The organism is Streptomyces naganishii JCM 4654 (genome assembly GCF_014650575.1).
GTDB classification, from domain to species: domain Bacteria; phylum Actinomycetota; class Actinomycetes; order Streptomycetales; family Streptomycetaceae; genus Streptomyces; species Streptomyces naganishii.
This window is the reverse complement of record NZ_BMVF01000001.1, coordinates 407,164-428,326: the sequence shown is the minus strand read 5'-3', so window position 1 is coordinate 428,326 and position 21,163 is coordinate 407,164. Positions and strand designations below refer to the sequence as shown.

At 74.5% G+C, this 21,163-nt stretch carries 19 protein-coding genes and 1 pseudogene; 12 read left to right on the top strand and 8 right to left on the bottom strand.

The annotated features are described in order from the left end of the window. Positions 1-124 precede the first annotated feature (124 nt). Positions 125-997, top strand: coding sequence for a glycerophosphodiester phosphodiesterase (locus IE217_RS01920; protein ID WP_190175894.1), 873 nt, complete (start codon positions 125-127; stop codon positions 995-997). Positions 998-1,207: 210 nt separating this feature from the next. Next, positions 1,208-1,729 (top strand): methylated-DNA--[protein]-cysteine S-methyltransferase, encoded by a 522-nt coding sequence (locus IE217_RS01915; RefSeq protein ID WP_373297950.1) that lies wholly within the window; start codon positions 1,208-1,210, stop codon positions 1,727-1,729. 12 nt (positions 1,730-1,741) lie between these two features. Here IE217_RS01915 and IE217_RS01910 read toward each other — a convergent pair whose 3' ends face one another. After that, positions 1,742-2,170, bottom strand: coding sequence for a VOC family protein (locus IE217_RS01910; protein WP_190175892.1), 429 nt, complete (start codon positions 2,168-2,170; stop codon positions 1,742-1,744). Positions 2,171-2,282: 112 nt separating this feature from the next. On the opposite strand from IE217_RS01910, the gene IE217_RS01905 reads away from it, so the two are divergent. Continuing rightward, on the top strand, positions 2,283-3,188 hold the full coding sequence (locus tag IE217_RS01905) for a pseudouridine-5'-phosphate glycosidase (protein ID WP_190175891.1): 906 nt from the start codon (positions 2,283-2,285) through the stop codon (positions 3,186-3,188). Positions 3,189-3,622: 434 nt separating this feature from the next. Next, positions 3,623-4,507 (top strand): carbohydrate kinase family protein, encoded by an 885-nt coding sequence (locus IE217_RS01900; protein WP_190176088.1) that lies wholly within the window; start codon positions 3,623-3,625, stop codon positions 4,505-4,507. Between the two features lie 233 nt (positions 4,508-4,740). Here the strand turns inward: IE217_RS01900 and IE217_RS01895 are convergent, their stop codons facing one another. From IE217_RS01895 to IE217_RS01885, 3 genes are read right to left on the bottom strand one after another with little or no spacing between them, the layout of a single operon-like run. After that, the gene (locus IE217_RS01895; protein ID WP_190175890.1) at positions 4,741-5,550 is read right to left on the bottom strand and encodes a methyltransferase domain-containing protein; all 810 of its coding nucleotides are present in this window, start codon (positions 5,548-5,550) and stop codon (positions 4,741-4,743) included. A gap of 7 nt (positions 5,551-5,557) precedes the next feature. Next, entirely contained in the window at positions 5,558-6,208 is a 651-nt protein-coding gene (locus IE217_RS01890) for a nucleoside/nucleotide kinase family protein (RefSeq protein WP_190175889.1), read from the bottom strand. A gap of 6 nt (positions 6,209-6,214) precedes the next feature. Further along, complete coding sequence (locus tag IE217_RS01885; RefSeq protein WP_190175888.1) at positions 6,215-6,373, bottom strand: hypothetical protein; 159 nt, start codon at positions 6,371-6,373, stop codon at positions 6,215-6,217. Here IE217_RS01885 and IE217_RS01880 point away from each other — a divergent pair. Continuing rightward, the gene (locus tag IE217_RS01880) at positions 6,372-7,127 is read left to right on the top strand and encodes a DUF2293 domain-containing protein (RefSeq protein ID WP_190175887.1); all 756 of its coding nucleotides are present in this window, start codon (positions 6,372-6,374) and stop codon (positions 7,125-7,127) included. The two genes, IE217_RS01885 and IE217_RS01880, sit on opposite strands and share 2 nt — an antisense overlap. Before the next feature lie 128 nt (positions 7,128-7,255). Next, positions 7,256-8,743 (top strand): glutamate synthase subunit beta, encoded by a 1,488-nt coding sequence (locus IE217_RS01875; RefSeq protein ID WP_190175886.1) that lies wholly within the window; start codon positions 7,256-7,258, stop codon positions 8,741-8,743. Between the two features lie 207 nt (positions 8,744-8,950). On the opposite strand, the gene IE217_RS01870 is transcribed toward IE217_RS01875, so the two are convergent. The 3 genes from IE217_RS01870 to IE217_RS01860 form a co-directional block, all read right to left on the bottom strand. Next, positions 8,951-9,796, bottom strand: coding sequence for an SAM-dependent methyltransferase (locus IE217_RS01870; protein ID WP_190175885.1), 846 nt, complete (start codon positions 9,794-9,796; stop codon positions 8,951-8,953). Between the two features lie 101 nt (positions 9,797-9,897). Beyond that, positions 9,898-10,188 carry a DUF397 domain-containing protein gene (locus IE217_RS01865; protein ID WP_190175884.1) on the bottom strand — a complete coding sequence of 97 codons (291 nt, stop codon included), beginning with the start codon at positions 10,186-10,188 and terminating at the stop codon, positions 9,898-9,900. Next, the gene (locus IE217_RS01860; RefSeq protein WP_190175883.1) at positions 10,189-11,049 is read right to left on the bottom strand and encodes a Sco1979 family transcriptional regulator; all 861 of its coding nucleotides are present in this window, start codon (positions 11,047-11,049) and stop codon (positions 10,189-10,191) included. 404 nt (positions 11,050-11,453) lie between these two features. Between IE217_RS01860 and IE217_RS35500 the strand changes: the two are divergent. The 3 genes and pseudogenes from IE217_RS35500 to IE217_RS01845 all read left to right on the top strand — a co-directional run. Beyond that, positions 11,454-11,984 (top strand): annotated as a pseudogene (locus tag IE217_RS35500) (ATP-binding protein); the annotation flags it as partial. 464 nt (positions 11,985-12,448) lie between these two features. After that, entirely contained in the window at positions 12,449-12,919 is a 471-nt protein-coding gene (locus tag IE217_RS01850; RefSeq protein ID WP_190175882.1) for a hypothetical protein, read from the top strand. Between the two features lie 136 nt (positions 12,920-13,055). Further along, positions 13,056-15,008 carry an ABC transporter ATP-binding protein gene (locus tag IE217_RS01845; RefSeq protein ID WP_190176087.1) on the top strand — a complete coding sequence of 651 codons (1,953 nt, stop codon included), beginning with the start codon at positions 13,056-13,058 and terminating at the stop codon, positions 15,006-15,008. Between the two features lie 222 nt (positions 15,009-15,230). Here the strand turns inward: IE217_RS01845 and IE217_RS01840 are convergent, their stop codons facing one another. Continuing rightward, positions 15,231-15,413 (bottom strand): DUF8839 family protein, encoded by a 183-nt coding sequence (locus IE217_RS01840; RefSeq protein ID WP_190176086.1) that lies wholly within the window; start codon positions 15,411-15,413, stop codon positions 15,231-15,233. 270 nt (positions 15,414-15,683) lie between these two features. On the opposite strand from IE217_RS01840, the gene IE217_RS01835 reads away from it, so the two are divergent. The 3 genes from IE217_RS01835 (at position 15,684) to IE217_RS01825 (ending at position 21,137) form a co-directional block, all read left to right on the top strand. Further along, positions 15,684-17,432, top strand: a complete 1,749-nt coding sequence (locus tag IE217_RS01835; RefSeq protein ID WP_190175881.1) for a S1 family peptidase — start codon at positions 15,684-15,686, stop codon at positions 17,430-17,432. A gap of 4 nt (positions 17,433-17,436) precedes the next feature. After that, positions 17,437-19,581: a tetratricopeptide repeat protein gene (locus IE217_RS01830; RefSeq protein WP_190175880.1), complete on the top strand. Its 2,145-nt coding sequence runs from the start codon at positions 17,437-17,439 to the stop codon at positions 19,579-19,581. Positions 19,582-19,643: 62 nt separating this feature from the next. Beyond that, positions 19,644-21,137 (top strand): vWA domain-containing protein, encoded by a 1,494-nt coding sequence (locus tag IE217_RS01825; protein ID WP_190175879.1) that lies wholly within the window; start codon positions 19,644-19,646, stop codon positions 21,135-21,137. The last annotated feature ends 26 nt before the right edge of the window (positions 21,138-21,163 follow it).

Here is a 21,163-nt window from a genome sequence, read left to right as displayed (position 1 = left end):
CGGTGAGCGGACTTGGGCGACACGCGTCGGTCCGGGACCGACGCGCGCACACCGCCGCCACGCGTCGCTCACCCAGTGCTGTCAGTCTGGTGCTGTACGTGATCGAACGACGCGAGGAGTACGCATGCACGCGCGCGTAGTTGCCGCCACGACCGCGGCCTTCCTGGGGCTCACCCTGCTGCTGCCCACCTCGGAGGCCCGGGCCGCCGGCGTCACGCCGCAGCCCCTGGTCGTCGCCCACCGCGGCGCCTCCGCCTACGCCCCCGAGAACACGCTGCCCGCGATCGACAAGGCGGCCGCGCTCGGGTTCTCCTGGGTGGAGAACGACGTGCAGCGCACCAAGGACGGCGAGCTCGTCGTCCTCCACGACGACAGCCTGGCGCGGACCACGAACGTGAAGCAGGTCTTTCCCGGGCGGGCGCCGTGGAAGGTGAAGGACTTCACCGCCGCCGAGGTCGCGCGCCTGGACGCGGGCAGCTGGTTCGGGCGCGCGTACGCCGGTACGCGCGTACCGACGCTTGACCAGTACATGCGCCGGGTCGAGCACAACCACGAGAAGCTGCTCCTGGAGGTCAAGAACCCCCAGCTGTACCCGGGCATCGAGCGGCAGATCCTCAAGGTGCTCGGCAACGACGGGTGGCTCGACCACCGGCACCTGGCGGGCCGGCTGATCGTGCAGAGCTTCAGCGCCGACAGCGTGCGCACGGTGCACGAGCTGAAGCCCGGCGTCCGGACCGCCTTCCTCGGCCGTCCGGCCATGGCGGACCTGCACCGGTACGCGGGCTTCGTGGACCTGATCAATCCGTCCTTCGGCACGCTCTCCGCCGACTACGTCTCGACCGTGCACGCCTTCCGGGGACCGCACGACAACCCGCTGAAGGTCTTCACCTGGACAGTGGACGACGCCGGCCGTGCCCGGGCGGCCGCCCGCGAGGGCGTCGACGGGATCATCACCGGAAAGCCGGACGTGGTGCGCGCGGCGCTGCGCTCGTCCTGAGCCGCCACGATGGGCAGGGGGTGCCGGGTGACGCCTGCCCCGCCCGTGAATTCGCAGGTCGGAGGCGTTGTCAGTGGTCGCCCGTACCGTGGTCGCATGGACAGTCACGAGCGGGACGAGGGGAGCGGGCAGGACGTGGGGGGTGAAGAGCACGTGGAGGGCGAGCGGCACGTGGAAGGCGAGCGGGAGGCACCGGGCGGGGAGCGCGTGGTGTGGGCCGTGGTCGGCACCGGCATCGGGCCCCTGATGCTGGCCGCGACGGAGGACGGCCTCGTCAACGTCGTGTTCCACGCCACCGACGCGGTGCGCGACCGGGCGCTGGCCCGGCTGGCGTCCCGGCTGGGCGCCGAACCGGTCCAGGAGCCCGGCTCCCCGCTGCTGGCGGAGGCGATACGCCAACTGGAGGCGTACTTCGCGGGCGAGCGCCGGGATTTCGAGCTGCCGCTGGACTGGTCCCTCATATCGGGCTTCAACCGGCAGGTGCTGCGCGAGCTCGCGGCCGGTGTCCCGTACGGCTCGGTCGTCGGCTACGGGGACCTCGCCGGCCGGGTGGGTCAGCCGGGTGCGGCCCAGGCGGTGGGCGTGGCGATGGGCTCCAACCCGCTGCCGGTCGTCGTGCCGTGCCACCGGGTCGTGGAGAGCGACGGCGGGATCGGCGGCTTCGGCGGCGGTCTGGAGACCAAGCGGAGGCTGCTCGCCCTGGAGGGCGTGCTACCCGAGCCGCTGTTCTGAACCGGCCACCGGCTAGTCGTAGTGCCGGGCCTCGATGATGTTGCCGTCGGCGTCACGGAAGTAGAAGCTGCGCTTGGCCGGGCCGCGGGCGCCGAAGGAGTCGTAGGAGAGGTCGGACACGGGGACGGCGCCGTCCTCCAAGCGGCTGCGCAGCGTGTCGAACGCGTCGGCGGGCAGGGACAGGCAGACGTGGTTGACCGGGTGGCCCGCGCCGGCGGCGGCGCCGGGGAGCATGTTCGTGCGTTCGGCCATGTCGAGCGGCGGGAGGTCGAGGATCGTCTCCTCGTTGACGCGTACGGAGGGGAAGGACACCGTGCCGGCGGTGAACTCGGCGACCCTGAGCGGCTCCAGGCCCACCGACTCCTCGTAGAAGCCTGCCGCGGCAACGGGATCGCGCACCCACAGGACGACGTGGTCGAGGCGTGTCGTGTTGTCCGTCATGTGTTCACGGCTGGTGCCCCCGCGGCATCGGCCGCAAGGGTTTGGCCGGGGGCGCGGCCCGCCAGAGATGAGGGGAGAGCGACAGGGAGAGCGACAGACGGGAGGCCGGCGCGTGCTGGTGGTGTCCGAAGAGGTACGGGAGGCGCTCGCCGCGCGCCGTCCGGTGGTGGCCCTGGAGTCCACGATCATCGCTCACGGGCTGCCGCGCCCGCGGAACCTCCAGGTGGCGCTGGAGCTGGAGGACGCGGTACGGCGGGAGGGGGCCGTACCCGCGACGATCGCCGTGCTGGACGGGCATCCGCACGTCGGCCTGGACAAGCAGCAGCTGGAGCGGGTGGCGAACGAGGAGGGGATACGCAAGCTCGGTCACCGTGACCTGCCGCTCGCCGTCGCCTCGGGGGCGAGCGGGGCGACCACGGTGTCGGCGACCGCGCTGCTGGCCGCCCTGGCGGGGATCCGGGTCTTCGCCACGGGCGGGCTCGGCGGGGTGCACCGGGAGTGGACGGTGACGCAGGACGAGTCCGCCGACCTGGGGCTGCTCGCGCGGACCCGGATCACGGTGGTGTGCGCCGGCGTCAAGTCGATCCTGGACGTGCCGGCGACCCTGCAGCGGCTGGAGACGCTCGGGGTGGCGGTGGCCGGGTACGGCACGGACCGCTTCCCCGGCTTCTACCTGACCGACTCGGGGCACCCCGTCGACTGGACGCTGCGCACACCCGAGGAGGTCGCCGAGGTGATGCGCGCGCAGAACGCGCTGCGGGCGCCCGAGTCGGCGCTGATCGTCGCCAATCCCGTGCCCGAGGACGAGCAGCTGGATCCCGAGCTGCACGCGCGCGTGCTCGCTGAGGCGCTGGAGGCGTGCGCGCGCGAGGGGATCACGGGGCAGGCGGTCACGCCGTTCCTGCTCGACCACCTTGTGCGGCACACGGACGGCGCGTCGCTGCGCGCCAACCTCGCCGCCGTGCGCGGCAACGTACGGCTGGCGGCCCGCATCGCGGCGGCCTGGACCCGGGCGTGACCTCGGGAGGGGAGCAGCCGGGAGGGGAGGACCCGCATGCCCCGGCCGGGGGCGGCGACAGGGCGCGCAGGGATGGGGACGGGACCCTGGAGGCCGGGGGCGGGGCTCCGGCGGTCGGTGACGGGACAGCCAGGGATGGGGGCGAGACCCGGGAGGTCGGTGACGGGGCTCCGGCAGTCGATGGTGGGGCTCCGGCGGTCGGGGGCGGGGCTTCTGCCGCAAGCGGGGTGTTGCGGGTCGCGGCCGGAGGCAGTGCGTCCGCGAGCGGTCCGAGCGGGGAGGAGCGCGGGGGCCCGGGTGCCGGTGCGGGTGCGGGAGCGAGCGCCGGTGCGGGGGCGGGCGCCAGCGGGGGTGGGCGTGGACCCGCAGGTCGTGGTCCGGGGCACGGGGACGGCGGCGCGTGTGCGGGCCGCGGGTGTCGCGGTGGGGCGGGGCTGCTGGTCGTCGGGGATGTTGTGACGGATGTCGTGGCCCGGCACCGGGGACCGCTCGCGGCCGGGACGGACACGATCGCCTCGATTGCGACCGTGCCCGGCGGCGCGGGGGCCAATGTGGCCTGCTGGGCGGTGCGTCAGGGGTGCCCTGATGTGCGGCTGCTCGGCCGGGTGGGTGCGGACTCGGCCGCCTGGCACGAGCGGGAGTTGATCGCCGCCGGGGTGCGTCCCCGGCTGGTGGTGGACCCGAAGGCACCGACCGGGACGGTGATCTGTCTGGTCGACGGGGCCTCCGCCGCCGAGCGCACGTTCCTCACCGACAGCGGGGCGTCCCTGCGACTGGACCCCGGGGACTGGTCCGAGGGGCTGCTCGACGGGGTGGGCCGGCTGCACCTGTCGGGTTACCTGCTCTTCTCCGCGCCGAGCCGCGCCCTGGTGTCCGCCGCCGTCGCCTCGGCACGCGCGCGTGGGGTGCCGGTCAGCCTGGACCCGGCCTCGGCGGGGTTCCTCGGCACGCTGGGCGTGGACCGGTTCCTGGCCCTCGCCCAGGGTGTGGACGTTCTGCTGCCGAGCCGGGACGAGGCCTGCCTGCTGACCGGTCTGCCCGATCCGGCGGACGCCGCGGCCAAGCTGAGCAGGCACTTTCCGCTGGTGGTGGCCAAGCAGGGCGGGGCGGGAGCGCTCGTCGCCCGGTCGGGCGCCGTGCACGCCCGCGTGCCCGCCGTGCCGGCCGCGGCCCGGGACACCACGGGTGCCGGTGACGCCTTCACGGGAGGTTTCCTCGCCGCGCTGCTCGGGGGCGCCACCCCTGAGGAAGCCGCGAGGACGGGCTGCCGAGCGGGCGGGCTCGCGGTGACCCAGGTGGGCGGCCGACCGCCCGGCTGACCCCGGGGCCGCCGGTAGCCGGCAGTGCGCACGCGGCACGCCGGGGCGTTCGGGATCGCCGGCCCGGGCACCATCCACGCCGGTGGTACCTCTCCACGCCGGGTGGTCCACTTCAAGCCGGTGGTACCACTTCATGCCGGTGGTACCCGTCCACGCCGGTGTCCGTGGCGGCTGCCCAGAGCCACTGCCAGCCACTGCCCCCGGGCGGCCTGCAAGCCGGCTGCCGGGGCCGGCTACGGCCTTTGGCCCCAGGCCGAGATCATGGGGGCTGTGGTCAGGTCCATGGGGGCCGAGGCAATGTCGGTCAGGTGGCGGTCGATCTCCTCATCGGTGGCCAGGCCCGCGGCGACCAGTCGGGGGCGGATCTGGCGGATCGTGGCGGACTCCAGGGCCGTGCAGGCGGCCGAGGCGACCGGGAAGTACGCGTCGGCCTCCACCTGCCGCAGGCCCGCCTCCCGCAGCAGACGCGGCAGCCTGCGGCCGTAGGACAGGTCGGCGCCGCCGTCGGCCAGGAGGCGGCGGAAGCCTCGCCGCAGCCGGTTGGCGAGTTCCTCCGCCGGGCCGTGCTCGTCGGGGCACAGCAGGGGCTGGAGCGCGGGGTCCGCGTCCTCCAGCAGCAGCCGCCCGCCCGGGCGCAGCGCGCTGATCATGGACCGCAGCGCCCGTTCCCGGTCGGGGACGTGGACGAGTACGAGCCGGGCGTGCACCAGGTCGAAGCCCTCCCCCGGTGGCTCCTCGGCGCCCACGTCGTGGACGCGCACCTCGACCGTCGGGCCCGCGGCCGCGGCGACGAGCGAAGTGTCGATGTCGGTGGCGACGACCCTGCCCGTCGGACCGACCCGCTCGGCGAGCCAGGAGACGACGGACGTGCCGCCGGCGCCGACCTCCCAGCACCGCAGGCCGGGTCCGGCGCCGAGTGCCTCGAGGTGGCGGAAGGTCGTGGGGTCGAAGAGGGTGGCGAAGGCGTCGAAACGCTCGCCCGCCTCGGTCTGCCGGTTGTCGAGCAGGTAGCCGTCGCCTTCTCCGTGCGCGCTGTGCGTCATGCGGCGATCATCCCAGTGGACCGCGCCAGGCCGGATGGCGCGGGTCGTCGGCGCGGACCAGCACGTCGGCCGTGCCCGCCGGGTCGGCTTCGGCCTCGTACCGTTCGAAGGCGGGCAGGGTCCAGTGGTCCGGTTCGGGGGTGCGGCGGCGCAGTGCGCCCTGGGAGAGCAGTACGTGCACGGTCAGGTCGAAGGGGAACCAGTGCCGCAGCAGGAGCGGCCCGTGCAGCAGGAGCAGGCCGCCGGGCGGGAGCGGGACGTAGGAACTGCGGGTGGCGCGGTCGGTGACCGGGTCCCACAGATCGGGCAGGACGCGGCCGTCGCCGCCGGGTTCCAGCGGGCCGAAGACCTCGCGCCACAGGGCGCCCGTGTCGAGCCAGCCGCTGTAGTACGACTCCGGGTCGCGGTGGCCGTGTTCGTAGCGGAGGGAGGCGGGGCGCAGGAAGCCCTCGGCGCCCACGACCAGCGAGGGGCGGCCGCGTACCCGCAGCGCCTGCGACACGCGCTCGGCCAGGTCGCCGGGGCGGGCCGCCGGTGCGCCGTCGAAGGCGATGCGCGGCCAGGGGCCGCCGTCACCCGGCTCGAGGTCGAGCAGGCGCTCGGCGAGGAGGTCGCCGAGCCGTTCCCAGGTGATCGCTTCCAGTCGCACAGCGCCCATGATGCGTCAGGTGCGGCCGGTGGCGCACAGGGCCGCCCAGCGGGGCGCGGAGCGGGCCGCCCAGCGGGGCGCGGAGCGGGCCGCCCAGCCGGGCGCGGAGCGGGCCGCCCAACGGGGCGCGCAGTCGTGTGCGCCGGGGCGTACGCCGGGGAATGAACCCGGCATGACCTCGACTTCCCTGCCCCGCGCGGGACTTGTCGTCGTCCAGCCGCTGCGGCGCAAGTACTGCGCCCGGTGCCGTCGTGGACCGCAGGCCCTGCTCGTGCTGGAGGACGGAGCACCCCGCTGCCCGGACTGCGCCGACCTCGGGCACCTGGTGTTCCTGCCGCGCGGCGACACCGCGCTGACGCGCAGGGCGCGGGAGGAGAGCACGCTGTGGGCGGTGGTGGTGCGCTTCAACCGGCGCAAGGGCCGCTACGAGCGTCAGGGGCTGCTGGTGGAGGAGGGTGCGCTCACCCGGGCCGAGCGGCGGTGCCTGGCGGACGCGGAGGCGCGCCGCAGGCGGCGGGCGCGGGACGCTCGGCGGCGGGCCGCGCAGGACGCGCGGTTCGTGGAGGCCTTCGCGGCGGAGATCCGGCGGCTGTATCCCGGCTGCCCCGCCGAGCGCGCCCTTGCCGTCGCGGCCCACGCGGCGGAGCGCGGCAGCGGGCGGGTCGGGCGCAGTGCGGCGGGGCGGGCGCTGTCCGAGAGCGCGGTGACCTCGGCGGTCGCGGCCTCCGTACGGCACCGGGAGACGCCCTACGACCATCTGCTGATGGCGGGGGTGCCGCGCCCCGAGGCGCGAAGGCGGATCGCACCAGCGGTGGAGTCGGTACTGCGCTCCTGGCGTGAGCCCGGGGCCGGGACAAGGGCGGACGCGAACAGCGGGCCGGGAGCGGGAGCCGGGGCCGGGACACGGGCGGAGGCGGAGGTCGGCTGAGCTCGGCTTCGGCCGAAGAAGGCGCCGGCGCAGACTCTGCGTGTGGGGCCCGTGGGACGTATCGTGGCCGCAAGGGTGCCGCCCGATGTCGCACGGCCCTGTCGTACGCGGACATGAGGGAGACGGCCATGGCCGATCCCAAGGGTTTCATGACCACCCCCCGCCAGGAATGGCCCCGCAGGCCCGTCGGGGAGCGGGTGCGGGACTGGGACGAGGTCTACGTTCCCGGGGCCCTGCTGCCGATCATCAGCAAGCAGGCCGACCGCTGCATGGACTGCGGTGTGCCGTTCTGCCACGAGGCCTGCCCGCTGGGCAACCTCATCCCCGAGTGGAACGACCTGGTCTCGCGGGAGGACTGGCGGGCGGCGAGCGACCGGCTGCACGCGACGAACAACTTCCCGGAGTTCACGGGACGGTTGTGCCCGGCGCCGTGCGAGGCGGGGTGCGTGCTCGCCATCAACCAGCCCGCCGTCACCATCAAGAACGTCGAGTGCGCGGTGGCGGACCGCGCCTGGGCGGAGGGCTTCACCCCGCCGCGCCCGCCGGAGCGGCTGTCCGGGCGGACGGTGGCGGTGATCGGGTCGGGGCCGACCGGGCTCGCCGCGGCCCAGCAGCTGACCCGCGCGGGACACACGGTCGCCGTGTACGAGAGGGACGACCGGCCCGGCGGGCTGATGCGCTACGGCATCCCCGCCTTCAAGATGGAGAAGCGCCACCTGGAGCGGCGGCTGGAACAGATGCGGGCCGAGGGGACGAGGTTCCGTACGTCCACGGCGGTCGGGCGGGACGTGGACGCCGACGGGCTGCGGGCCCGCTACGACGCGGTGGTGATCGCCACCGGGGCCACGGCGTGGCGGGAACTTCCGGTGGCGGGGCGGGAGTTGTCCGGGATACACCAGGCGATGGAGTACCTGCCGCTGGCCAACCGGGTGTGCGAGGGCGACATCGAGGCGTCTCCGCTGTCCGCCGCCGGCCGGCACGTCGTCATCGTGGGCGGCGGTGACACGGGCGCCGACTGCCTGGGCACCGCCGTACGGGAGGGCGCGGCGTCCGTGACGCAACTGGACATCTACGCCCAGCCGGACGAGGAGCGCGACGAGGACAGCGAGCCGTGGCCGACGTACCCGAAGATCTACCGGCTGTCGGCCGCGCACCAGGAGGCCGGAGAGCTGCGCACGGCGCCCGCCGCGGACGCCGACGCCCGGCTGTTCGCGGCGTCGACGCTCCGCTTCACCGGTGACGCGGAGGGGCGGGTGCGGTGGCTGCACCTGGTCGAGGTGGACGCCGCCCGGCGCCCGCTGCCGGGCACCGAGCGCAGGCTGCCGGCCGATCTGGTGCTGCTCGCGCTGGGCTTCTCCGGGCCCGACCGCGCGGACGGGCTCGTGGACCAGCTGGGGCTGGAACTGACTCCGCGCGGGACGGTCGCGCGGGACGCGGGCTTCGCGACGAATGTCCCCGGCGTGTTCGCCGCGGGCGACGCGGCCCGTGGTCAGTCGCTGATCGTGTGGGCGATCGCGGAGGGGCGGGCGGTGGCGGCCGCGGTGGACCGCCACCTCACCGGCAGTTCGAGCCTTCCGGCGCCGATCGGGCCGTACGACCGTCCGATGACGGTCTAGCCGCCCGCAACCCGGCGCGCGGCACGGCGCGCGCCACGGCTCACGTACGGCTCACGCCGCGGCCTGCGCACGGCTCGCGGTACGGCTTACGCAGGACCCGCGCACGACTCCCGTCCCGACCCGCGCATGACTCGCATCGCAGCCGTGCGCATGACTCGCGGCACAGCCGTGCGCAGGGCTCGCGTCACGGCTTGCGCACGGCTCTCGTCACGGCTTGCGTGCGACCGCTCCGTAGCCCGGGATGACTCCGTCGTCCTGGCCCGGCACCGGTTCGCCCAGTTCCGGGTGCCACTTGTGGACCACCTCGACGCCGGGCTCGACGAGTTCGAGTCCGTCGAAGAACCGGGTGAACTGCTCGCGGGAGCGCAGCGCCAGGGTGACGCCGGCCGACTTGAGCTTCTCGGTGGCCGCCGCCGAGTCCTCCGGGGTGAAGTCGGCGGTGGCGTGGGTCATCACCAGATAGCTGCCCGAGGGGAGTTCGGCGAGCAGCCGCCCCACCAGCTCGTGCGCGCCGTCCTCGTCGGAGACGAAGTGCAGCAGCGCGATGAGCGAGAGGGCCACCGGGCGGCCGAAGTCCAGGATCTTCCTGGCCCCGTCGACGATGGTCGCCGGATCGCGGACGTCCGCCTGGAGGTACTCCGTGACGCCCTCGGGCGTGCTGCGCAGCAGTGCCGCCGCGTGCGCGAGGACGATCGGGTCGTTGTCGCAGTAGACGACACGCGCGTCGGGAGCGACCTGCTGGGCCACCTGGTGCAGGTTCGGTTCGGTCGGAATGCCGGTGCCGACGTCCAGGAACTGCCGTACGCCGTTCCTGGCGAGCCAGCGGGTGGCCCGGTGCATGAACGCCCGGTTGACCCGCGCCATCACCGGCACGCGCGGTTCGAGTGCCAGCATCTGCCGCCCCATCGCCTCGTCGACGGGGTAGTTGTCCTTGCCGCCGAGGTACCAGTCGTACATCCGCGCGGGATGCGGTCTGCTGGTGTCGATGCCGGTCCCGGTGGGACCGGTCGCGTCGAGGGGATCGGGTCCGGTCGTGCCGGTCGTCCCGGTCATGAGGCACTCCATGGGCGTCTGGTGCGGCGGGTGGGCGAAACAGAGCGAATGATCAAGTCAGTACCAAGATAGGGGGGTTGTGCCAGGAAAAAGGATTCGGTTCAGGACAGGAGGAAGTCCGCCTCCCCCGCCTTCGCGCCCTCGATGAAGGCGGTCATCTCGTCGGTGGTGTAGATGAGGGCCGGCCCGTCGGGGTCGGTGGACTGCCGTACGGCGATCCGGCCGTCGGCCAGCTTCATCGCCTCCAGGCAGTTGCCCCCATTGCCGCCGCTCCACGGCTTGTGCCAGCCTTCGCTGCCCAACTCCGCCGCGGGCATGCCGTTGTAGATCCGCTCGCCGCGGATCCGCTCACCGCGGAGGCGCGGGTCGGGCTGGGACGTGATGCGATCCATTCACAGCTCCTTGCGGAAATCCCTGAGGATCTCCTTCGTGCGATGTGCAGTGGCGGCCTGCGCCGCCATGCGGTCCATGACCTCGAGATGGGTGGCCACCTCGCTGCGCGCGTCCAGGTAGACGGCGCCGGTCAGGTACTCGCTGTAGACCATGTCCGGCAGTTCGGGCACGGCGAATCGGAACAGCACGAACGGTCCGTACGTGCCGGGGTGCGGCCCCGAGGAGAACGGGGCGATCTGCAGCGTCACATTGGGCAGCCTCGCGGCCTCGAGCAGCTTGTCGGCCTGGGCACGCATGACTTCCGGGCCTCCTGCCGGGCGGCGCAGCACGGTCTCGTCCATCACGACCCACAACCTGGGGGCGTCGGGACGGGTGAGCAGTTCCTGGCGCTGCATGCGCAGCGCGACGTGGCGCTCGATCTCCTCGGGGCTGGTCTGGCCGACGGCCCCCGACTCGAGCACCGCGCGCGCGTAGTCCTCGGTCTGCAACAGGCCGGGCACGAAGTGCGGCTCGTAGGACCGGATGAGGGAGGCGGCGCCCTCCAGGCTGACGTGCATGGAGAACCAGCCGGGCAGGATGTCGTGGAACCGCTGCCACCAGCCCGGGCGGTTGGCCTCCTCGGCCAGTTGCACGAAGCCCTCGGCCTCTTCGTCGCAGACTCCGTAGGCCTTCAGCAGCAGTTGGAGATAGGGGATCTTGAGAGCGACCTCGGCCATCTCCATGCGGCGGACCGTGGCGGGGGCGACGCGCAGGATGCGGGCGGCCTCCTCACGCTTGAGTCCCGCGCGCTCCCGCAGGTCGAGCAGGCGTCGGCCGAGCACGACCTGCCCGACGGTCGGCGCCGACCGCGGCTCGCTCACGCCCCACCTCCGACAACATGTCCCGCTTCTTCGGACTCTTCTTCGGACTCTTCTTCGGTGCTCTTTGGTCTGCTTCGGTCTTCTTCGGTCTTCTTCGGCCGGCTTCGAGCTCTTCGGTCTTCTTCGAGATCCTCGCAACCGCTTCCGTCCGGCCATGGTCCCGCTCCCACGAGGGGGGCTGACGACCCCCCACCGGCCGCTGCGACCGCCCGGTCCCCATGTGGTTCCGTGCAGGTCAGCGGTACCTTTCGGCTGCACAGCCCTGCGGCGCCATTCGAAGATCCCTTCGAAGACCCGAGGGGTCCTCGCCGATCCCAACTGGCGCCGCGCTACGTGCTGTTGCGAGCAGTGTGCCACGGCCTTCCACCGCGTCACACCGCACTCTGCATTTTTCACAGTGGCACTTGCCAAGTGTTCACGCCGGGGCGATAGTGGCAAGCGTGATTCCGTCCCCGCCCTTAGGAACAGACGCCGCCGCGGGCCTCACCGGCCTCGGTGCCCCCACCGGAGCGGGCCCCCACGGGTCCGACGCCGGGCGCCGGTTCCGCTTCGAACTGGCCGCGCATCCGGGTTCGCCCGCGCAGGCCAGACGTCTGACCCGGGCCCGGCTGACCGGCTGGGCGGTGTGCGAGGACACCTGTGACACGGCGGCCCTGGTCGTCTCCGAGCTGGTCACCAACGCCATCGTGCACACCGCGAGCACCCGCGTCGTCTGCGAACTCCAGGACGGCGCCGACCTGGTGCGCATAGCCGTGCGTGACGAGGGCTGCGCGCCGGGCGAGCCGCATCCCTCGCCGCAGCGGCCGGAGGAGGAGCACGGGAGGGGACTGCTCCTCGTCGACGCCCTGTGCCGGGCCTGGGGCGCGCAGGAACACGGGCCGGGGCTCGTGGTCTGGGCGGACCTGCCCCGCGCGGCCGCGGCGCCGGGTGCCCCGGAGTCCTGCGAGCCGCACGAGGTCGGCGTTCCGCACGGAACCGCCGCGCCGCACGAGATCCGCGTTCCGCACGGAACCGACGCCCCGCACGAGATCCGCATGCCCCACGAGACGGACGTACCGCACGAGATCCGCGTTCCGCGCGGGACGGACGCCCCGCACACGATGTGCGTTCCGCACGGGTCCGACGCCCCGCACACGATGTGCGTTCCGCACGGGTCCGACGCCCCGCACCCGATGTGCGCCCCCCACGAGGTCAGCGACGATCTCGGCTGGGGTGCCCGGCCCAAGCCGGCCCCGCACCGGGCACCCGACGACGAGAACGACGACCGCCGCCGTCAGGCCCGTCACGGCGCCGGCCACCACACCGTGCCCGATGCCGGTCCCGGCGACGGACCGGGCGGGCACCGCCCCAGCCGGGACGTGCCCCACCAGGCGCCCCACCAGGCCCGGACGGGGACCGTATGGCTCTGAGCCGCGTTCCCGGACCCGGCGGCCGGGTGGTCAGCCTCGACACACTCGTCCGTCTGGGACGCGGCCTGCGCACGTCCGGCCGGCCCGGCACGCCCGCAGCCCCACGGCGGCTGGCGGTCCCCGAGGGCATGACGGTTCCGCTGGGCTGTGACGCGGTGGTGGTGCCCGCACAGCTCGGGCCACTGCTGATGCCCCGGCTGCCCCGCGTGGGATGCGTCTACGCCGATGAGAGGCACTGGTGGTGGATCGTCCCCGCCGACTCCGACTACGCCCTGTGCTGGCCCGCCCCCGCGCACTACGCCACCGGCGCGGTCCTGCCCGACGCCTCCTCGGCCGCGCTCCCGGAACTGCTCCACCGCCCCGACGGCAAGGTGCCGTACACCCCGCCGATTCCCCTGTACCTGGCGCTGTGCCGGATCACCGGGACGACCCCGGCGTGGTCCCGCCCCGTGAGCGCCTAGGCCAGAACCTCTCCTCCGGATCCTGCCGCCGTCGCGCGCCCGCGCGCTTCTCCTGCCGGGTCGCGCGCCCTGCCCCGCGCGGGCCGGTCCGGCGATAGTGGCGTTCGTCGCCGATCGCGGGAGGCCACGAGTGAGGATGCGACGAGGGGGCACAGGCTCGCCGGACGGGCCCGAGGTGTCGGAGTCCGAGCGTCTGCTCTTCGGCGGCCCCCTGCGCTACGACATGGGCTGGAACCAGCACCGCGACGCCTTCCTCGAGCTGAACTTCCGCGGCATGCTGCGGCGGCTGCCCGGCCTGCTCGCCTCCAGCTTCCGGCTCGCCCGGCAGGCCGATCCGAAGGCCGCGCGGACCGTGCTGGCCGCCGAGTCGGTGCGCGGCCTCGCACAGGCGGTGAGCCTGCTCGCGGTGAACAGCGTGCTGGGCCGCCTGATGGCCGGCGGCGCGCTTCAGGACCGGCTGCGCGGCGCCGTGCCCGCGCTGGTGGTCATGGCGGCGGTGATGCTGGCCGGAGCGCTGCTGCGGGCGGCGTCGACGTACGCGACCGGCCGGCTGGAGCCGAAGGTGGAGCGCGTGGCCACCGAGCTGTACCTGGAGCGGGCGGCGGCGGTGGAGCTGGCCGCGATCGAGGACCACGCGTTCCACAAGCTGCTGGACACCGCGCAGTACGGCGCCGCCTCCGCCCGCCGGATGATCATGTACGGCACGCGCGTGGTGAACGCGATGATCTCGCTGATCGCCGCGGCGGGCGTGCTGACCGTGCTGCATCCGCTGCTGCTGCCGCTGCTGGTCACCATGACGCTGCCGAGTGCCTGGAGCGCGCTGACCAATGCGCGGCGCCGTTACGAGTCCTTCCACATCTGGGTCCAGCACGCCCGCGCGGGGCACCTGCTCAGCGGGCTGCTCACCGAGCCGGCGGCCGCGCCGGAGATCCGGGTGCACGGGGTGGGCCCCTTCCTGCTGCGCCACTATCGGGCGATGTCGGAGACGGCGGAGGCGGAGCAGGCGCGGCTGGCCCGGCTGGCGGCCCGCACGGGGCTGTTCGCGGCTGCCTGGACGGGGCTCGCCACGGTGGCGACGTACGCGACGCTGGGCGGGCTGCTGCTGGCGGGGGCGATGGCGCTGTCGGTGGCCGGTACGGCGGTGATCGCGATCCGCACCGGGTCGGCGAGCCTGGACACGCTGGTCCTGGAGGTCAACCAGCTGCACGAGGAGGCCCTCTTCGTGGGTGATCTCCAGCGCCTCTACGCGGAGGCGGCCGAGCGGGCGATCCCGGTCGGCGGCAGGCCGCTGCCCGAGCACCCGCGCGAGATCCGCTTCGAGAACGTCACCTTCAGCTACCCGGGCGAGGAGGTGACCCGTCCCGCCCTCGACGACGTCACCCTGAGCATCCCGCTCGGCCGCATCGTGGCACTGGTGGGCGAGAACGGCTCGGGGAAGACGACCCTGGTCAAGCTGCTCGCCGGGCTCTACACACCGGACAGCGGCCGCGTCCTGTGGGACGGCGTGGACGCGGCGACGGCCGACCGGCACGCTCTCGCGGAGCGCGTCGCCATGGTGGCGCAGGACTTCAAGCGCTGGCCGTTCACGGCCCGGGTCAACGTGGCGGTGGGCCGCTCGTCGGCGCCGCTCACGGAGGAGCGGCTGGCGGGCGCCGTCGCGGACGCGGGCGCCGGGGAGGTGGTGGCCGACCTGCCCCGCGGGCTGGACACCCTGCTGGCGCGCAACTTCAGCGGGGGGCACGAGCTGTCCGGCGGGCAGTGGCAGCGGCTGGGCATCGCGCGGGCCGCCTACCGGCGCGGCAGCATCCTGATCGTGGACGAGCCGACCGCGGCGCTGGACGCCCGGGCCGAGCTGGAGGTCTTCGAGCGGATCCGGCGGCTGGCCGACGGCGGCCAGACGGTCGTGCTGATCACCCACCGGCTCGCGTCCGTGCGCCACGCCGATCTGGTGCACGTACTGGAGCAGGGCCGGCTGGTGGAGTCCGGCCCGCCGGACGAGCTGCTGGCCACCGGCGGTCTGTACGCGGAGCTGTACGCGCTCCAGGCGGAACAGTTCAGGACCCGGCTCCCGGCCCCGGAACCGGGCTGACACCGCACCCACCCGGGACGGTGACCGGACGAGAGGCACACCCACGCGGGACGGTGACCGGACGAGACGCACACCCACGCGGGACGGTCACCGCACGAGACGCACACCCACGCGGGACCCCCGACGAACGAGACGCACCCCTGCGCGCGGCCGCGCGGGACCCCCCACGGACGAGACACACGCCCGCGCGGGCACGCGCGCGGGACCCGGGCACCGCCGCGTTCACGCGGTCGCGTCACCGCCCTGTTCGCCGCGGACGATCACCAGGAACGTGTCCGTCGCGAGGTCCATCACGACCTCCGCGGGCAGGCCCTCCAGACGCCGCGCATGCGCGAACTCCTCCGCCGGCCACGACCCGCGTGGACCGCCGGCGGGAAAGCGCTCGAGCACCGTTCGCCCGTTCACCTGCACCTCCATGTAGCGCTGTACTCGTAGAGTTAAACGCCAAGCATGCGGCGAACACCTCGGCCGGTGACGGTATTGAGACGTACTCGACACGCGTTCAACGCCGAAAGTGCGTCTCACCTCACACTTCCGGCCCTGTCGATCACTTTTCGCGTCAACTCGCGTACACCTCGTGTTCACCCTCCCCGCGAGACGCCCCGTCCGCGCCCGTAAGGGCCCGTTGACGACAACTCGGGCTCATGGGGCGGTCGTTGACATACCTTGGAACACATGGCGCTGCACGATCACAGGGACGATCCGTGGCGGGTGAGGGTGGACGACGAGCGGGGGGCGGTCTGCGGTGCCGGGGTCCTGCTCGACGACCGCCACGTGCTGACCTGCGCACACGTGGTCCGCTACGCCGGGGCGGCGCCCGTGGACGCGGCGGCACCGGGCTCCGCGGCACCGGGCACCGCGCCCGGGGACGGCGCCCCCCGCGTCCGGATCACCAGCGTGGCCTGCCGCCCGGAGTGGACGCGTACCGCGCGCGTACAACCCGGCTCCTGGGTGCACGAGGACGGCACCCGCCGGGGTGACGTGGCCCTGCTGGAGCTGGACGAGCCGGCCCCCTGCGGCACCCGGACCACGCTGTGGAAGGTGCCGATCTCCGGGGTCAGGGTCGGGGTCTACGGCTTCCCGGCGGCGGAACCGTACGGCATCTGGACGGAGGCCGAGCTCGCGGGGGCCGGCGGCCGGGAGGGCGAGTGGGGCCTGCTGCGGCAGCTGCGCGCGGGCGACCCCTGGATCGAGAAGGGCTACTCGGGCGCGGGGGTGGTGGCGCGCGACGGCGAGTTCGAGGGCCGCGTCATCGGCATGGTGGTGGCCGACTACGTCGACGGCGACGCCCGGGCGGCGTGGATGCTGCCCACCGAGTCGGTGCTGGCGTACCTGCCCCGGATCGGTGAGTTCACCGGCGGCGACCGCACCGACGAGCTGGGCCCGTACCACGACGAGTCGCCCGGCGACGTGCTGGGGGATCCGCTGCGGCTGGCGCTGACCCAGGAGCTGACCCGGCTGCTGAGCGGCGGCTGGACGGGCACCGCGGTCGTCGGCACCGGCGGCACGACCGGGGTGGGTTCCTCTTGGCTGGTGCGCCTGGTGCGCACCGCCGACCCGGCGGCCCGGGCGGCCGCCTCCGACGACGAACTGACCGGGGCGCCCGGTGACACGGTCCTCGGGCTCGGCTCCATCGACGCCGCCTACGACGCCCGGGACCGGTCGGTGGCGGAGGTGCGGGACTATCTGGCGGGCCGGTTCGGGCTGGGCTCCGGATCCACGCGGGACGTGGTGCGCCGGCTGCTGCGCCGCAGGCCGCCCGCGTGTGTGGTGGTGGGCAGCGTCGACCTGGCCGCCGACCCCGGCGCGCTCGTGCGGGAGCTGCTGGGTCCGATGGCCGGGCGGGCCCGTTCGCGCGGGATGCGGCTGGTGCTGGGCTTCGCGGACCGGCCGCCGGACGACCTGCCCTACGACGTGTCCCTCGATCCGGAGCCGCTGCGCGGCGGCGCCGTGGCGCGGCCGGTGAGCACCGCGCAGACGCAGTCGGCGGTCGGGCGGCTGGCCGCGGCGGAGGAGGCCGCCGCGCGGCTTCAGCAGGAGTGGGGGGCGCACTTCTTCGGCGCGCCCCGGCTGCCGCACGCGGCCGCGCCCCGGCTGCGGGTGCGCCTGGCGGTGGCCCGCAAGACCGAGCCGAATCCGGAGCTCGCCGCGCTGCACGACGGCGCCGAGCGGGCGCGTACGGAGTCCGAGCACTACGCCCGCGCACTGCGGCGCATGGTCACGGCCCACCAGGACCTCGTCACGAGCCTGGAGCTGCACCGGGTGCGGGCCGCCCGGTTCTTCGGCGAGGAGGACCGCGGGCTCGCTGAGCTGCACGCGCCCGCCGCGCGTGCGCTGCGCGAGGTGCCGATCGACCTCACCGCGGCCCGGACGCTGGTCAGGGCTTACGTGGACGAGGTCAACCGCCGGATCGACGAAGGGTGACGCCATGCGGATGTGCAATCGCCCCGACTGTGGCCGGGGCGAGCTGGACGACAGCGGCTTCTGCACCGAGTGCGACCGCGAGCCGCTGCCGCCGGGCCCTGCCCCGGCCGTCGGCCGGGAGGCCGGACCGGGGCGGGGAGCGGGGCGCGGCGCGAGCGTCGGGGTGGCGCCCGTGCGCCCCGACCCCTGGTACGGCCTGGCCCTGGCGGGCGACGGACACGCGCCCGAGGCGCCCGCCGCCCCGGGCGGGCCGGCCGGTCCGGTCGCCGAGGAGCACCGCTTCTGCCCCAACCCCGGCTGCGGACGCCCGGTCGGGCGCGGGCAGGGCGGCGCGCCGGGCCGCGTCGCCGGCTTCTGCGCCCACTGCGGCACGCGCTACGACTTCGCCCAGCCGCACGGCCTGACCATCGCGGGGCGCTACGCCGTGGAGCGCGTCCTCGGCTCAGGCGCCTACGGGGCCGCGTACCTGGCGCACGACCGCAACCTCAGCACACATGTCGTCGTCAAGGCGCTCAACCGCTCGGTGGCCGCGACCGCCGAGCACGAGCGGGACGTCCTGGTCGGGCTGCGGCACGACAGCATCGTCCGCATCCTCGGCTACGAGCGCCAGGGCCCGCACCTGGTCCTGGAGTACGTGCCGGGCGATCCGCTCTCCGCGCGGGACGGCGACCGCCTGGAGACCCTGCTCGCGCACGGCATCCGCGTCCTGCAAGCGCTCGACTACCTGCACGCCAGGGGCCTGCTGCACTGCGACGTCAAACCCCTGAACATCATCCGCTACCGCGAGGAGTCCCCCGCCGGGCCGCTGGACCGGGTGCGGCTGATCGACTTCGGCGCGGTGCGCTCCCGCGAGAAGGACACCGGGCCGGTCGTCGCGTACACCAGGGCGTACGCGCCTCCGGAGGGCGATCCGGAGCACATACGGCCCACCGGGGGCTTCGACCTGTACGGGCTCGGCATGACGCTGCGGGAGGTGTGCCGCGCGCACGGGGCCGACCGGGCGGCGCCGGGGGTGGACTCGCTGATGCTGCTGCTGGACCGGGCCACGGACACCGCCGTACCCGGGCGCAGGTTCGTCTCGGCGCGGCAGTTCGGGGAGCAGCTCAGCGGGGTGATCCGGCAGATCGTGGCGGCCGCGCCGACGGGCCGTCAGGTGACGCGTCCCTCGGCGCTGTTCGGCTCGATGACCGAGCCGCTGCACGGCGGACTCGGCGCGGCCCGCCCGCTCGCCCACTGGGTCCGCGCCACCGCCGACGACCGGGGGCGGCTGTCGATGCCCGCACCCTTTGCCGCGCCGGCCCCCGCGGACGTGGCGGTGGCGCTGCCCGCTCCGCTCTCCGACCCCGACGACCCGGTTCCGCGGGCGGCAGGCGACGCGCTGGCCGAGTGCAGGCTCGCGCTGCGCCGGCGGGACCTCGCGGCGGCAGAGCGGGCCCTGGCGTGCGCGGACCTGCCCGGGTGGCACTGGCTGGCTTCCTGGTACGCGGGTCTGATCGCGCTCGCCCGGGGGGACGCGCCCCTGGCCACCGGCCACTTCACCGACGTACGAAGAGCGCTGCCGGGCGAGCTGGTCCCTCAGCTCGCGCTCGGCCTGTGCGCCGAACTGCGCGGCGGGCACGACGACTTGGAGGTCGCGCGGTCCCACTACGGCACGGTCTTCGCCACCACGCCCGCGCTCGGCGCGGCGGGCTTCGGGCTGGCGCGGGTGCATCTGCTGACCGGGCGGCGCGCGGACGCGGTGGACGCGGCGGAACGGCTGGCCGGGGAGTTCCGCTTCGAGCGCGAGGCGCGCGTCGCGGCCGTACGCCTGCTGGTCGCGCCGCTCGCGCCGGCCGGGCCCGGCGAGGTCGCCGAGGACGACCTGGCCCGGGCCCGGGAGGCGGTGGCCGGGCTGGAGGTGGAGGAGGCCGCGGCGGCCGGTCTGCGGGCGGAGATCCAGTACGCGGAGTTCCTGCGCGCCCCCGACCGACTGCGGCTGTCGGAGGCGGTCCGCGCGCTCGGCGCGCACGCGGCCACCGAACGCGAGTACGTCGCACTCGTCGACCTCGCCAACAGGCTTCGCCCGCCGCTGCGTTGGGCACCTCCGTGGCGCGGGGGCGGAGCCCGTCACTCCCGTTTCGGACGCACCGCCAACACGTTAAGCTTCTGATGCGTTACTCAGGGACACGCAACGAAGCGGTCAGGGTGGTGCCGGTGGGGGACAGGTCGCCCTTGGGACTCGATTTCGCCGTCGAAGTGGACGCGCCCGAAGACCTCGCGCACGACGCGCGGCGCGCGGACGCCCTCGTCACCGTCCGGGCCCGGCCCGGTGAGCGGGCGTCGCCGCCGACGCCGGCCGCCGAGGTCCTCATCATGGACCGTTCGCTGTCCATGGCCGGCCGGGGCAAGCTCGACGAGGCCAAGCGCGCGGTGTGCGCGGCCGTCGACACGCTGCGCGACGGGACGCGTCTGGGCATCGTCGCGGGCAACCACCTGGCCGAGGTGGTCTTCCCGCCCGAAGGCGGTCTCGTCCCCGTGGACGCCGGCGTCCGGGAGGCCGCCAAGGCCCGGGTCGCCGCGCTGCCGGCCGAGGGCGGCACGGCGATCGGGCAGTGGCTGGCCTGCGCCGACCGGCTCTTCGCCGACGTCCGCTCCCCCGGCGCCGTGCGCCACGCGGTCCTCTACACCGACGGCAAGGACGAGCACGAGACGCCCGGGCAGCTGCGCGCGGTGCTCGACGCGTGCACCGACCGGTTCGTGTGCGACGCCCGGGGACTCGGCGAGGACTGGAACTACGAGGAGCTGCTGCGGATCACCGAGGCGCTGCACGGAGGCGCCGAGGCCGTCGTCGACGTCCACGACCTCACCGAGGACTTCACCCGGCTGATGCGGCAGGCGCAGCGCATCGCCGTGGCCCGCGTGTATCTGGGCCTGCGCCTCAACGAGCGGTTCCGGCTGGACTTCGTACGCCAGACACGGCCGGTGGAGGCCGAATTGACGGCACGTCAGAGGTACGGGAACGAGACCCACGTGCCGCTCGGCCCCTGGTCGCCCGGTGAGGCCCGCCAGTACCAGGTGTCGCTGCGCTTCGACCCCGCCACGCTGACGGTCGGCGAGAATCTGCGCGCCGCACGCCTCACCCTGCACGCCGAGGCCCTGGACGGCACCCGCGAGGCGTGCTCGGTGACCCGTTCGATGGTCGTACGGCGGCGGGCCGCGGCCGGGTTCGGCGTTCCGCGCTCCCCCGACCTCACCCGCGTGGAGAACGAGCGCGAGCTCGGCATGGCCATGCGGGCCTGCGCCGACGCCCAGCAGCGGGGCGACTTCGAGCGGGCGGACCGGGAGCTGCGGATCGCGCTGGGCCTGGCCGAGGACCTGCGGGACGGCGCCCGGCTGCGGCTGCTGCGCTCGGTGGCGGCGACCGGCCCCGACGGGCGGCCCCGGGTGCGCCGCGACGCCCCGCGCGGGCAGATGCAGCGGCTGGGGCTGGAGTCGACCAGGACCGCCGCGCCGCCGATGGACGCGATGGACGCGACGGGTCCGGCAGGCGCGGGAAAACTCCCGCCCGGTGAGGGGGTGTTGCCCCGCGTGTGCCCGCGCTGCGGCACCACGGCCGCGGTGGGCACGGCCAGGTTCTGCGAGGAGTGCGGCCACCGCTTCGGCGACGTACCGGCGAACGGCGGTCCTGACGTGCCCGCCGACGACACGCCCGTGGACGCCCCGTGACCGGGACGGCAGGGGCGTCGGCAGAG